The sequence below is a fragment of the Neorhizobium sp. BT27B genome (assembly GCF_050455485.1).
Lineage (GTDB): Bacteria > Pseudomonadota > Alphaproteobacteria > Rhizobiales > Rhizobiaceae > Neorhizobium.
Genome location: NZ_JBCIYT010000003.1, coordinates 268,840 through 281,609, shown reverse-complemented (window position 1 = coordinate 281,609; position 12,770 = coordinate 268,840). Strand labels below are relative to the sequence as shown.

10 protein-coding genes are annotated in these 12,770 nt (G+C 61.1%); 2 read left to right on the top strand and 8 right to left on the bottom strand.

Annotated elements, in window-relative coordinates:
* Positions 1-33: 33 nt before the first annotated feature.
* From AAIH70_RS10065 to AAIH70_RS10050, 4 genes are all read right to left on the bottom strand, one after another.
* Complete coding sequence (locus tag AAIH70_RS10065) at positions 34-1,044, bottom strand: iron ABC transporter substrate-binding protein (RefSeq protein ID WP_132272108.1); 1,011 nt, start codon at positions 1,042-1,044, stop codon at positions 34-36.
* 163 nt (positions 1,045-1,207) lie between these two features.
* Positions 1,208-4,594 carry a DNA translocase FtsK gene (locus AAIH70_RS10060; protein ID WP_348639707.1) on the bottom strand — a complete coding sequence of 1,129 codons (3,387 nt, stop codon included), beginning with the start codon at positions 4,592-4,594 and terminating at the stop codon, positions 1,208-1,210.
* Positions 4,595-4,877: 283 nt separating this feature from the next.
* Positions 4,878-6,233 (bottom strand): sigma-54-dependent transcriptional regulator, encoded by a 1,356-nt coding sequence (locus AAIH70_RS10055; protein ID WP_132272107.1) that lies wholly within the window; start codon positions 6,231-6,233, stop codon positions 4,878-4,880.
* Positions 6,230-8,125, bottom strand: a complete 1,896-nt coding sequence (locus AAIH70_RS10050) for a sensor histidine kinase (RefSeq protein WP_207908215.1) — start codon at positions 8,123-8,125, stop codon at positions 6,230-6,232. The genes AAIH70_RS10055 and AAIH70_RS10050 overlap by 4 nt, the downstream gene beginning before the upstream one ends.
* 215 nt (positions 8,126-8,340) lie before the next feature.
* On the opposite strand from AAIH70_RS10050, the gene AAIH70_RS10045 reads away from it, so the two are divergent.
* The gene (locus AAIH70_RS10045; protein WP_430033959.1) at positions 8,341-9,669 is read left to right on the top strand and encodes a dicarboxylate/amino acid:cation symporter; all 1,329 of its coding nucleotides are present in this window, start codon (positions 8,341-8,343) and stop codon (positions 9,667-9,669) included.
* 111 nt (positions 9,670-9,780) lie between these two features.
* Here AAIH70_RS10045 and AAIH70_RS10040 read toward each other — a convergent pair whose 3' ends face one another.
* Positions 9,781-10,107 carry a hypothetical protein gene (locus AAIH70_RS10040; RefSeq protein WP_430033957.1) on the bottom strand — a complete coding sequence of 109 codons (327 nt, stop codon included), beginning with the start codon at positions 10,105-10,107 and terminating at the stop codon, positions 9,781-9,783.
* 216 nt (positions 10,108-10,323) lie between these two features.
* On the opposite strand from AAIH70_RS10040, the gene AAIH70_RS10035 reads away from it, so the two are divergent.
* Positions 10,324-11,007 carry a flavin reductase family protein gene (locus AAIH70_RS10035; protein WP_132272103.1) on the top strand — a complete coding sequence of 228 codons (684 nt, stop codon included), beginning with the start codon at positions 10,324-10,326 and terminating at the stop codon, positions 11,005-11,007.
* 4 nt (positions 11,008-11,011) lie between these two features.
* On the opposite strand, the gene AAIH70_RS10030 is transcribed toward AAIH70_RS10035, so the two are convergent.
* The 3 genes from AAIH70_RS10030 to AAIH70_RS10020 form a co-directional block, all read right to left on the bottom strand.
* Entirely contained in the window at positions 11,012-11,392 is a 381-nt protein-coding gene (locus AAIH70_RS10030; RefSeq protein WP_132272102.1) for a response regulator, read from the bottom strand.
* Positions 11,393-11,651: 259 nt separating this feature from the next.
* Entirely contained in the window at positions 11,652-11,837 is a 186-nt protein-coding gene (locus tag AAIH70_RS10025; protein ID WP_132272101.1) for a hypothetical protein, read from the bottom strand.
* Between the two features lie 69 nt (positions 11,838-11,906).
* Positions 11,907-12,728: a bifunctional allantoicase/(S)-ureidoglycine aminohydrolase gene (locus AAIH70_RS10020; RefSeq protein ID WP_132272100.1), complete on the bottom strand. Its 822-nt coding sequence runs from the start codon at positions 12,726-12,728 to the stop codon at positions 11,907-11,909.
* Between the last annotated feature and the right edge of the window lie 42 nt (positions 12,729-12,770).

The window sequence follows — 12,770 nt, the reverse complement described above, 5'->3', positions numbered from 1 at the left end:
AAAAGGGCGGGAGGGAAAAACGGCTGTCGCGCCTCAAAAAATCCCCGCCTCGGTCATCAGGTCGGTCACTTGCGCATTGTTGAGCGTCGATGGCTCCACTTTTGGCGCGTCGAGCTCGGCCAGCGGCACCAGCGCCTTGTTGGAGGCTTGGCCCTTGCCCACCGCATATTCGAAGAATGTGCCATCGCGCAAAACCCGCTGGCCACCTTCACCGGTCAGCCATTCCAGAAAGGCCTGCGCCTGCTCCTTGTGTTTGGAGGATTTCAAAATGCCGCCGCCGGAAATCGAAACGAAGGCGCCCGGATCCTGCCCCTTGAAATAATGCAGGCCGACATTGTTGCTGTTCTCGCCGGTCTTGGCCTGATCGCCAAAATAATAATAGTGGTAGATCAGCGCGCCCTCCACCTCCCCGGCATTGACTGCCTTCATGGCGATCGAATTACCCTTGTAGGCGGTGTAATTGGCCTGCATGCCCTCCAGCCAGTTTTCCGTCGTGTCCCTGCCCTTCAACTGCAACAAGGCACCGACAATCGCCTGAAAATCGGCCCCCGAAGGTGAGGCCGCCCAGCGCCCCTTCCATTCCGGCGTGGCGAGGTCGAGCATGGATTTCGGCAGCTTGTCTGCGGAAAGTTTCGTCTTGTCATAGGCAAACACGGTCGAGCGCGCCGCCACCCCGATCCAGTGACCGTTAGACGGCCTGAATTGTTCGGGCACCTGCGCCAGCGTATCGGCGGCAACAGGCTCGAAAAGGCCTTTGCCATCCACCAGCGCCATGGCCGGCGAGTTTTCGGTCAGAAAAACGTCTGCCGGAGAGTTTTCCCCCTCCTGCACGATCTGGTTGGCGAATTCCATGTCGGAGCCGTTGCGGATGGTCACGACAATGCCGGTATCCTCCTTGAACGCCTCCGCCCATTCCTTCGTCAGCCCCTCGTGCTGTGCATTGTAGATGGTGATCGCATCGGCCACCTGGGCATGGGCCGGCGGAGCAAAAACGGAAACCGCCAGCGCGCTGGCACCGGCGAGAAGGGCAACGGAATTTCTCAAGAAAACATCCTCCAGGACACCCCGCGAAACAGAGATCGCAGCCGCACTGTTCTATTGAAAGGCGAGGATGGCCGTCAAGTTTTGGATCGCGCCCGCCAAGCTGCACACGAAAAAGGGCCCGCAAGCGGACCCTCTCCCATCATTCACATCCGAGGTAAAAACCTCAGTCGTCCAGACCGGAACCCTGCGGCCCGCGACCATCACCGATGATCTCGCGTTTGCCGACATGGTTGGCCGGGCCAACCAGACCTTCCTGTTCCATGCGTTCCACCAGCGACGCGGCGCGGTTATACCCCACCGACAGACGGCGCTGGATATAGGAGGTCGAGCATTTGCGATCCTTCAGAACGACCTTGACGGCCTTTTCGTAAAGATCGTCGCCGCCGTCCTCGGCACCCATGGCACCTTTGTCGAACACGGCTTCGTCAGTCGCCTCGTCGGCGCCGCCCTCTTCCTCGTCCTCGGTCACGGTGCCGAGATATTCCGGACGGCCCTGAAGCTTCAGGTGCTTGACCACATGTTCGACCTCGGCATCCGAGACGAACGGACCATGCACACGCGAAATGCGTCCACCGCCGGCCATATGCAGCATGTCGCCCTGGCCGAGCAGGTTTTCCGCGCCCTGTTCGCCCAGAATGGTGCGGCTGTCGATCTTCGACGTCACCTGGAAGGAGATGCGCGTCGGGAAGTTTGCCTTGATCGTGCCGGTAATGACATCGACCGAGGGACGCTGCGTCGCCATGATCACATGGATACCGGCGGCACGCGCCATCTGCGCCAGACGCTGAACGGCACCTTCGATTTCCTTGCCAGCCACCATCATCAGGTCGGCCATCTCGTCGATGATGACAACGATATAAGGCATCGGCGCGAGGTCCATCTCCTGTTCCTCGTAGACGATCTCGCCATTGTGGCGGTCGAACCCGACCTGCACGTTGACCTTGATCACCTCGCCGGCCTCACGCGCCGCAGCGGCGCGCTGGTTGTAACCGTCGATATTGCGAACGGCGAGACGCGACATCTTGCGATAACGGTCTTCCATCTCGCGCACAGCCCATTTCAGCGCGAGAACTGCCTTCTTGGGGTCTGTGACGACCGGCGTCAGCAGGTGCGGGATGCCGTCATAAACCGACAGTTCCAGCATTTTGGGATCGATCATGATCAGGCGGCATTCTTCCGGGCGCAGCCGGTAGAGAAGCGACAGGATCATCGTGTTGATGGCAACGGACTTGCCCGAACCGGTCGTGCCGGCCACCAGCAGATGCGGCATCTTTGCGAGTTCGGCGATGACCGGCTCGCCACCGATCGTCTTGCCGAGGCAAAGCGCGAGGCGATGTTTGGTTTCCCAGTAATCCTCGCACTCGATCAGTTCGCGGAAGAACACGGTTTCGCGCACGGCATTCGGCAGTTCGATACCGATGACATTGCGGCCGGGCACGACGGCGACGCGAGCAGACAGTGCCGACATCGAACGGGCGATATCGTCTGCGAGGCCGATGACGCGGGAAGACTTCACACCCGGTGCCGGTTCGAATTCATAAAGCGTGACGACCGGACCGGGACGCACGTCGATGATCTCGCCCTTGACGCCAAAATCTTCGAGAATGCTTTCGAGAAGGCCGGCGCTCTGCTGCAGCGCGTCGGGCTGCATGGCCTGACCACGCTCGCCGCGCGGTTCCTGCAACAGGCTGATCGGCGGAAACTCGTATTCGGCAAGGCTCGGACGCACGGTCTGCGCACGGGCCGGCGTGGCGGCCGGAACGGTGATGGTCACATTGCTCGGCGTCGGAACCGGTGCAGCAACAGCCGCCTGAGCCGTTTCAACCGCAGCCTGGACTGCGGCAACCTCGGTCACCGTCTCCACCACCGGGGCAGCAGGCGTCGGCTCGGCAGCCGGAATGATCGGCGCCGCATAAGCCGGCACACCGAAAGCAGAACCGCCAAAAGCAGAACCGCCAAAAGCATGCGCACCGAAGGAAGGGCCGCCAAACGAAGGTCCACCGAAAGCAGGTGCCGCGCTGAAGGCCGTCACGGCGGGAGCGGCAACCGGTTCGGCGGCAACCGGCGCCGGCTGCACGAAAGCCGTCGTCCGGGTGAGCGGCGAATGCGTTGCCACCGGCGTTGCGACGGCGGAAACCATCGGCTGCAGCATGGCTGCGGCCTGCATAGCACCGGCGCGCATCATCGGATGCGCATTGGCAACAATCGGCGCCACAGGCACGGCCTGCTGGTTGGCGGGCACGGGCATGGGCATCGCTGGCGCAGGTGTGGCCTGCACGGTCGGCTGCGTCGCATGGCTTACCGGGCCTTCGATCGCCGCCTGCAGAAGCGGCGGCAGCGACTGCAGTTCGGCAGCAACTTCGGCGTGCCTGGCAGTCGCCACTTCGTGGTAGAGCGCAACGACCGAACCCGCAGGTGCATAAAAACGCTTGGAGTTCAGCAGCATCAGCATTTCCGGCGCCATCACGGGCTTTGCCGGCTGTGGTGTCTGCACGATCACCGGCAGCGGTGCCGCAGCAACCGGCTTTTCCACCGGCGTGGCGATCTGGTGGCCATGCAACGCATCCGACATCGGCGGGATTTCGGCGACATCGAACGGCATCATTTCCCAGAAGGCGAAATCGGAAACGGCAACTGGCGCCGCCGTCTGTTCCGTTGCAGCTTCAGCCTGCGGTACCGTTACGGCAGCAACGGGCGCGACAGCCATCGGCGCCACATCGTTTGCCACCAGCGAACCGGCCGGGGTCGGCATGCTCTGCACGAGGCCGCGACGCATGGCGGCGGCCAGCTGCTGCAATCCGGCAATCGTATCGACCGAACCGCTGGACGAGAATTTCGGATGCATCGCAGGCGTCTGCGGCGCTACTGCGACATATCCATCAAAACCATCCGGCATCAGGATCGAGGGCGCGGCGACGGGCGCAGTGGTGGCGACCATCTGCTGCACATCGGCCTGCGCCGGACCCTGAGCCGGGACCTGCTGGGACGCAGGGATCTGGGAAACGGGACCACTGATCGGCGTCATCGGCACCGGCGTCGTGACAGCCGCAGCAACGGGACCGGAGACCGCGGGCACACGCCGCGGCACGATCAGCGGTGAACCCGTTCTGGGCAGAGAATTGCGAAACGCTTCCGCCGCGGCAGCCTTTGCGGCCACCTCGGCAGCCAGCCGTTCAGCTTCGCCGTCCACGACCGGAGCGGCAGCGACCTTGCGGGCAGCGTGTTCGCCTGCACCTTCGATCGAAAGCTGGGCATAGGCATCCGGCATCACGGCCGCCGCCGGCTCATGCGCATCGGCATGGCGCAGCGACAGAGCCGTTTCCGGGGTACGGGTAAACCGCACATTCGGCGCCAGACGAAACGCCTGCTGCCAGGCCTCATCCTCCTTGGCGCGTGCGGCATCGGCAGAAGCCGTCGCTGCAGCAGCAGCGGCCTGCCGCGCCTGTGCGGAGAGCTGAACCGGCGCCTGCATGCGGGCCAGAAGATCTTTGCGCGCCTGGGCTGCCGCATAGACCGCCTCCCGCTCCGCCAAGGACGTTGCGGTTTCCACGGGCTGCGATCCGCCGTCCTCGGCGATGTCTTTTTCGTTTTTCTGGGATGGATTTGTACGAGAAAACTGCATGGGCACCGAACGAAGGACAGGAGGGGCACGAACGGATAAGAGATAGAAAATAAAGGTTAACAGGTCCTTTCGGACACCCCTCGTCGTGCCATCCCGGCACCCCTCAAAGCATGAGGAAATCTACCCTATTCGTCACGCATGCATCTGATTTCGTTGACACAAAACAGGTCAAAAAATCATTTTACGAAACTCGGTCAGGTAAACGCCGCCCTCAGCGCTCGGCGTAGTCGGAGCGCACGATGCCATAGCGCTGCAGCTTGTCGTAAAACGTCTTTCGCGGGATCTTCAGGGCCGCAATCGTCTGCTGCACATTGCCGCCGAAAGAGGTCAGCGTGTCGCGGATGATCTCCGCCTCGTGCGCGTCGACCCGTTCGGGCAAGGACATAATTGTGCCCCCTCCCCTCTCCGAACTGGCACCGCCCGAGAGCGGTACCGGCTCCAGCCCCAGCGTGATGCGTTCGGCAAAATGCGAAAGCTCGCGCACATTGCCCGGCCAATGGTGATCGGCAAGATAGCGCGTGACGGCGTCGGACATGGCCGGCACATCGCGCGAAAAGCGCCGCGCCGCTTTCTCGGCAAAATAGTGAAACAGCAGGACGATATCCTCACGCCGCTCCCGCAGCGGCGGGATAGACAAGGACACCACGTTCAGCCGGTAATAAAGATCCTCGCGAAAGCTCGCCCGCTGCCCCGGATCACCGAGATCCACCTTGGCCGCCGCCACCACGCGCAGATCGACCGGCCTTATATCGTTGGTGCCGAGTGGCGCCACCTCGCGCATTTCCAGCACACGCAGCATGCGCACCTGCGTCGACATCGGCATGCTCTCGATCTCGTCGAGGAACAGCGTGCCGCCATCGGCATGCTCGATGCGTCCGACGCGCTTCTTCTGCGCCCCGGTAAAGGCACCCGGCTCGTGGCCAAAAAGCTCGCTCTCGATGATCTGTTCCGGCAAGGCGCCGCAGTTCAGCGCCACAAAATGCCCCTGCGCACGCCTGCCCCATTGATGCAGCAGGCTGGCGACCACTTCCTTGCCGCTGCCGGTTTCTCCCGTCACCAGCACGTCAACATCGGTATCGGCGATCTGCTTCAGCGTCTGGCGCAGCCGCACCATGACGGGCGTCTGGCCCAGCAGCTGCGGCCCCGCCCCACCTTCCGCCGCCACCTGTCGCAGATGGCGATTCTCCATCGTCAGCCGGCGTTTTTCAGCAGCCCGGCGAATACATTGTATCAACCGATCGGTGGCAAACGGTTTGGCGATAAAATCATAGACCCCGTCCTGAATGGCCTTCACCGCCATCGGGATATCACCGTGCCCGGTCATCAGGATCACCGGCAGTTCCGCATCCATATCCCGCACGCGCTCAAAGAGTTCCAGACCATCCAATCCCGGCATGCGGATATCCGAAACGATGACACCTTCGAACCCGGCATCAAGCCGCGACAGCGCGTCGGCAGCGGAGGTAAACAGCGCCGCCTCGAAACCCGCCAGCTCAAGCGTCTGTGCGGTGGCGCGCAACAGATCGGCGTCATCATCGATAAGGAAAACCTTCTCCGTCCTGCTCATGGTTTTTCCTCTTCAATCAAATCGTCCACCACCGCTCGCGCCAGAAACACGGTGAAACAGGTATGGCCCGGCGCGCTTTCCACCTCGATGCGGCCGCCATAATCGGAAACGATATCCTTGGAGATCACCAGCCCGAGCCCCAGACCGCGATCCTTGGAAGAATTGAACGGCTCGAACATCGCCGCCAGAATTTTTTCCGGCACACCCGGCCCATTGTCGGAGACGCGGATCGCCACACGCTCACCCGCGACTTCGGTGGTCACAGTGATATGGGCGTCACCCTGCCCTTCAACTGCTTCAAGCGCATTGAGGATGAGATTGATAAAAACCTGCTCCAGCCGCAGCCGGCTGCCCATCACTGCAAGACCTTGCGGCGGCGGAAAGATCGTCAACGTATCCAGTCGCCCGGTAAAACGACTGCGCACCAGCATCAGCGCACCATCAAAAACGTCCTGCAGCAGAACCGGAACCGCTTCCGAGCGCCCTTTTCGAGAAAGCGCCTTCAAGTCTTCGGTAATCGCACCGATCCGCTCCGTCAGCGCTGCAATCAGGCCAAGATTTTCCACCGCATTTTCAGTTTTCCCACGCGCTAGAAAAACCTTGGAATTGTCCGCATAGGCGCGGATGGTCGCCACTGGCTGGTTGATTTCATGCGCCACGCCAGCCGCCACCTGCCCCAGGATCGCCAGCCGGTTGGCTTGCACCAGATCCTGTTGCACCGCCTGCAATTTGCGATCGGTCGCCTCGTGGTCGGTGATCTCTGCCTGCAGCCGGTCGCGCGCCAGACTGAGATCGATGGTGCGCGCCGCCACCCGCTCTTCCAGCTCCTCGCGCGCCCGCTGTTCACGGGCAATCGTCATCACCGTCACCTGACGGCGCCGCAACAGCAGCCCCGCCAGCGCCACCAGCGCGACCCAGCCCAGAAGCGCCGTCAGCCGCGCCTCGCGCATGGCGTCGGCAAGCGGCAGCCGGATCGGCATCAGGTATTCAAACCGCCACGGCGTCGAGGCGATTGCCGCAGTGATGCGCAAAAAGTCCTGCGGGCCCGCCTCGCCCGGCATCACTGCCCACATGGTCGCGGCCGCGTCGCCCACCATCTTTTCGCGCGAGAATGGCAAAGGCAGAAGCGGCGCATCGCCGAATTGCAGGCTTTCCCTGATAGCGCCGAGATCTTCCGGATGCAGCGGCTGCGTCGTCATGAACCGCCAGGACGGCACGCTCGAAACCAGCACGACATGGTTGGTATCAACCACGTAGGAAGGCCGGCCGGAATTGCGCCACTCAGCCTCCAGCTGGTCGAACTCCATCTTGGCGACCACCACGCCGAGCGGCGCATCAACCGGCCCCACCCGCTGTGATATATAAAGCCCCGGCCGCTTGCTGACGCTGCCGAGTGCAAAATGTTCGGCGGAACCATCCTTCATCGCCCCGGAAAAATAGGCGCGAAACGCATAGTCGTTGCCGACAAAGCTGGTCGGTTCGCGCCAGTTGCTGGAAGCAATCGCAATACCGTCGAGCCCGACCACATAGATGACCGAGGCGTTGGTCTGCACCACCAGATCTTCCAGCTTGGCATCCAGCAACTCGCGCCGCTCCGTCGAACGTGATCCGTTCGGATCGGTCAGAGCATCGCGCACATCGCGGTCACCGGCCAGCAGCAGCGGCAGCGCCCGCGGCCGCTCCAGCGAGGCGCGCAGCAGCGCCACCTTCAGGTCCGCCTCGGTGCGCCCCTGACGCTCCAGACCGGCCAGCGCCGAAACCTTGCTGTAATGCTCGACGACTAGCCCCAACGCGAGACCGAAACACAGAGCGGAAACGGCAAAAATGGCCCATGCCCGGCGGAACTGTCGGCGCAACATGGTCTCGGTCTCGAAGCGGACTTGTTTTGACATGCCGCAAATGAGCATGAATTCGCACAGTCATCAACAGAAAGTGCGGATATCCGCACAAATTCGAGATAAAAAACTGACAGACCGCCATTTGATCACTATCATTTCAATAACTTAATCGATTGAAACGAAAACTGGCACGCCCCTTGCTGCTGTCCTTGCATTCTATCAACTGCTGCCCCGGGTAGGAACCGTGAGCGGGGCAACTGGAGGACATCATGGATATCCAAGCACCCACCGCCGGAAAGGCGGAGGCATTGCCATTCTATCGGCACCTGTATTTTCAGGTCGTCGTCGCCATCATCGCCGGCATGTTGCTCGGCCATTTTTACCCGGAATTCGGTGCCAGCCTGAAGCCTCTCGGTGACGCCTTCATCCGTCTGGTGAAGATGATCATCGCCCCCGTCATCTTCCTCACCGTCGCCACCGGCATTGCCGGCATGTCCGACCTGAAGAAGGTCGGTCGCGTCGCCGGCAAGGCGATGCTCTACTTCCTCTGCTTCTCGACGCTCGCCCTCATCGTCGGCCTGATCGTCGGCAACGTGCTGCAGCCCGGCGCCGGCATGAACATCGATCCGGCCTCGCTCGACGGCAAGGCAGTCGCATCTTACGCCACCAAGGCGCATGAAACGACGATCACCGGCTTCCTGATGAACATCATCCCGGAAACCATTGTCGGCGCGTTTGCACAGGGCGATATCCTGCAGGTCCTGTTCTTCTCGGTCCTGTTCGGTATTTCGCTCGGCATGGTCGGCGAAAAGGGCAAGCCGGTTCTGGACTTCCTGACCGCGCTCACCACCCCGATCTTCCGCCTCGTTGCCATTCTGATGAAGGCCGCCCCGATCGGTGCTTTTGGCGCCATGGCGTTCACCATCGGCAAATACGGCATCGGTTCGGTCGCCAACCTCGCCTACCTCATCCTAACCTTTTACATCACGGCCCTGCTCTTCGTGCTGGTCGTGCTGGGTGCGGTCGCCAAATATAACGGCTTCTCCATCCTGTCGCTGATCCGCTATATCAAGGAAGAGCTGCTGCTGGTTCTCGGCACCTCCTCTTCGGAAGCGGCCCTGCCCAACCTGATGCAGAAGATGGAACGCGCCGGCTGCAAGCGCTCGGTCGTCGGCCTGGTCATCCCGACCGGTTATTCCTTCAACCTCGACGGCACCAACATCTACATGACGCTGGCAGCCCTGTTCATCGCCCAGGCAACCGGCATCGACCTGTCGCTGACCGACCAGATCCTGCTTCTCTTGGTAGCGATGTTGTCGTCAAAGGGTGCCGCCGGCATCACCGGCGCCGGCTTCATCACGCTGGCTGCCACGCTGTCGGTCGTCCCGTCGGTCCCGGTCGCCGGCATGGCACTGATCCTCGGCATCGACCGTTTCATGTCGGAATGCCGCGCACTCACCAACCTCGTCGGCAACGCGGTCGCCACCATCGTGGTTGCCCGCTGGGAAGGCGAACTGGACAAGGACATGCTCGACAAGGCGATGTCCGGCCAGCTCTCCGGCGAACCGGCGCCTGCAGCATTGCAGCCCGCCGAATAATACGGTCCTCCCAAGACCCGCATGAGAAAAGCCCGGAGCAGCGATGCTTCGGGCTTTTCTTATGATTAGACATAGCGCTGCCATTGCCGATGCAGTGCTGTGCTGTTCCGTTCAATCGTTGAGATGCACGCTGTAATGCAGCGTCGTTCCGGCCACGGTGTAAGTCGCCGTGCCTGTGGACCCGGCAACATACGTCACCGATTCATCGCCATCATTTTCCTTGCCCGCGACGGCATGGACCTTGACGTTGACTGGGGCATTGTTGGGAACACCAAGCGTCCCAAGGTCGGGCGTCTCCCTGGTTTGATTGATCGGATAATTTCCGCTGTTCCAGTCAACCGTGAACCAGTGCCCCTTTCCATCACTCCAACGGATCTCGAAGTTCAGGACGAAGCCGGCATTATTGACGACATAGATTTTGGTTATTGGTTGGGCCATGAGGTGCTCTCCGCTTCAGTTATTGATTGTGTATGCGCACAACAAATAATCATAGGTTGCATAAAATATCAACAGCAACCTTAAGAAGAAAAACAGGATCAAACGACGACGAAACCACCTTGCACATCCCGCCTGCCGCCATGTAGCCTCATGCTGCACCGCCGAAGAGAGCGGGAAACAAGGACAGGCCGACCATACGGCCGACGGGAACCAGCCATGACCGAAACCATCACGCTCGACTTCGCGGAACTGTCGCCGCGCGACCGCTACAAGATCATGATCGGCACCATCGTGCCGCGCCCGATTGCCTGGGTCACCACGATCGGCACGGACGGCCGCGTCAACGCGGCACCGTTCAGCTTCTTCAATTGCCTGAGCTCCGATCCGCCGATCGTTGCGCTCGGCGTGGAATATCGTCAGACCGGCGCTTCCAAGGACACCGGCCGTAACATCCGCGACACCGGCATATTTTCCGTCAACATCGTTTCGCACACACTGATGGATGCGATGAACATCACCGCCGTGCCTTTTGATGAAACAGTGGATGAAGTGGCCGAAGCCGGCCTGACATTGCGGCCGGGCTCAAAAATAGCCTGCCCCAGCATTGCCGAGGCCCCGGCAGCCCTCGAATGCCGGCTGCATTCCTATCTCGATGTCGGCAATTCGCGGGAAATCATCGTCGGCGAAATCGTCGCGGCCCATCTGCGCGCCGACATGGTCAACGAGCGCCTGCATATCGATCCGGCCATTCTCGATGCGGTCGGCCGCATGGGCGGACACGGCTACGCCACGACGCGCGACGGTTTTGATCTGGAGACGATGGATGAGGCTCGTTATCGCGGCGCGGCGCATCTGCGGCCGCAGATGCCGCTGGCACCGGTCAGGGAAGCGGGCGAATAGCCCGTTACCCCACCAGCACCTTGGCGATCTCGCTCGCCAAATCTTCCTGCGAATACGGCTTTCCAAGCCGGCCGACATTGATGTCCATGCCATCCGGCAGATCGGTATAACCGCTCGCCAACAGGATCGGCAGGCCGGGAACGATCTGGCGAGCCTGTACGGCAAGTTCTGCGCCATTCATGCCGGGCATGGAAAAATCGGTGATCAACAGGTCGATGCGGTCGCCGCTATCGATGGCCTTGCCGAGCAGTTCAAGCGCCTCGCGGCCGGAATGCGCCTCGATCACCTTGTGACCGAGTTCCTCCAGCATATCGACGGATGTCATGGCGATCAGCACGTCGTCATCGACCATCAGAATCCGTCGTTGCGGCTGCAGGTCGCTCATATCCGATTACCCCCGGGGCTTATCTGTATTCTTTTGGTTATACCGCCCCGCAGTGCACACCGGGCATGAATTCGTAGCACAAGCACGCCACCCGCAGCCTGTCCAGCAGAACAGATAGCGTGGGGTATTATTACGACAAGATTGAGGACATTACAGAATTTTCTTCGTCCGATACCGCACACGGACCACAAAAAACAGACCCGGCAGCATCGCAACCGGGTCGTCATCTGATGGATAAGCCTGAACTCGATGCCGACCGCTATTTCTCGTCGGCGCCACTGCCGGGACGTGTGGCGGAAACCGGATCACTGGCCGGAAACGTGTCTTCCAGACCCTCGTCCAGTTCACTTTCGGGCTTGGTCCGGGCTTGCGCCTTCTTTTCGTCCTTCAGCGATTTCACCGCCGCGGACGGTGCCTCGTTGGAATTGCTGTGTTCCCTCGGCATGATGGCCTCCATTATTGTCTGTGACACGACAACGTTGGGAAAGGATCGTTGTTCCTCAGGCGAAACCGGCTACCAGAGGTCGGCGTGGCGGTTCACATCCTTGTAGAGCAGGTAACGGAAACGTCCCGGTCCGCCGGCATAACAGGCCTGCGGGCAATAGGCGCGCAGCCACATGAAATCGCCGGCTTCCACCTCGACCCAGTCGGAATTCAAACGGTAGACCGCCTTGCCCTCCAGCACGTAAAGTCCGTGCTCCATGATATGGGTTTCCATAAAGGGAATGGTGGCGCCCGGTTCGAAGGTGACGATGTTCAGATGCATGTCGTAACGTACATCGGACGGATCGATGAAGCGCGTCGTCGCCCAACGGCCTTCGGTATCCGGCATGGCGTGCATTTCGCAGTCGTCTTCGTGGGAGAAGATTGCCGGCGGCGCTTCCAGCCCCTCCACCACCTTGAACACCTTTCGCACCCAGTGGAACCGCACGGCCTCGGCACCGTCATTCCTGATCGTCCAGGCGGAACCGGCCGGCAGATAGGCGAACGAACCGGTCTTCAACACATGTCCCGCACCATCGAGCGTGATGGTCACACCGCCGTCCACGACAAAGATCGCAGCCTGCGCACGCGCGTCCGGCTCGGGACGAACACTGCCGCCGCCGGGCTCCACCTCGACGATATATTGCGAAAACGTCTCGGAAAATCCGGTCATCGGCCGCGCCAGAATCCACGCCCGTGTCTTTTCCCAATGCGGCAGAACGCTGGTGACGATGTCGCTCATCACCGTCTTCGGAATGACCGCATAGGCCGTGGTGAACACCGCCTTGCTGGACAGTGTCTGCGTCTGTGGCGGCAGGCCACCCACGGCGGAAAAATAGCTGGAAGATGTCATGCGCTGCACCCGTTATTATCGATGCTCAAGGTGTAAGCACCA

Coding starts and splice junctions, on each gene's coding strand:
- AAIH70_RS10055 (WP_132272107.1), bottom strand. CDS start 6,233: ATGAGCAGGACGGAGAAGGTTTTCCTTATCGATGATGACGCCGATCTG.
- AAIH70_RS10050 (WP_207908215.1), bottom strand. CDS start 8,125: ATGTCAAAACAAGTCCGCTTCGAGACCGAGACCATGTTGCGCCGACAG.
- AAIH70_RS10045 (WP_430033959.1), top strand. CDS start 8,341: ATGGATATCCAAGCACCCACCGCCGGAAAGGCGGAGGCATTGCCATTC.
- AAIH70_RS10040 (WP_430033957.1), bottom strand. CDS start 10,107: ATGGCCCAACCAATAACCAAAATCTATGTCGTCAATAATGCCGGCTTC.
- AAIH70_RS10035 (WP_132272103.1), top strand. CDS start 10,324: ATGACCGAAACCATCACGCTCGACTTCGCGGAACTGTCGCCGCGCGAC.
- AAIH70_RS10030 (WP_132272102.1), bottom strand. CDS start 11,392: ATGAGCGACCTGCAGCCGCAACGACGGATTCTGATGGTCGATGACGAC.
- AAIH70_RS10025 (WP_132272101.1), bottom strand. CDS start 11,837: ATGCCGAGGGAACACAGCAATTCCAACGAGGCACCGTCCGCGGCGGTG.
- AAIH70_RS10020 (WP_132272100.1), bottom strand. CDS start 12,728: ATGACATCTTCCAGCTATTTTTCCGCCGTGGGTGGCCTGCCGCCACAG.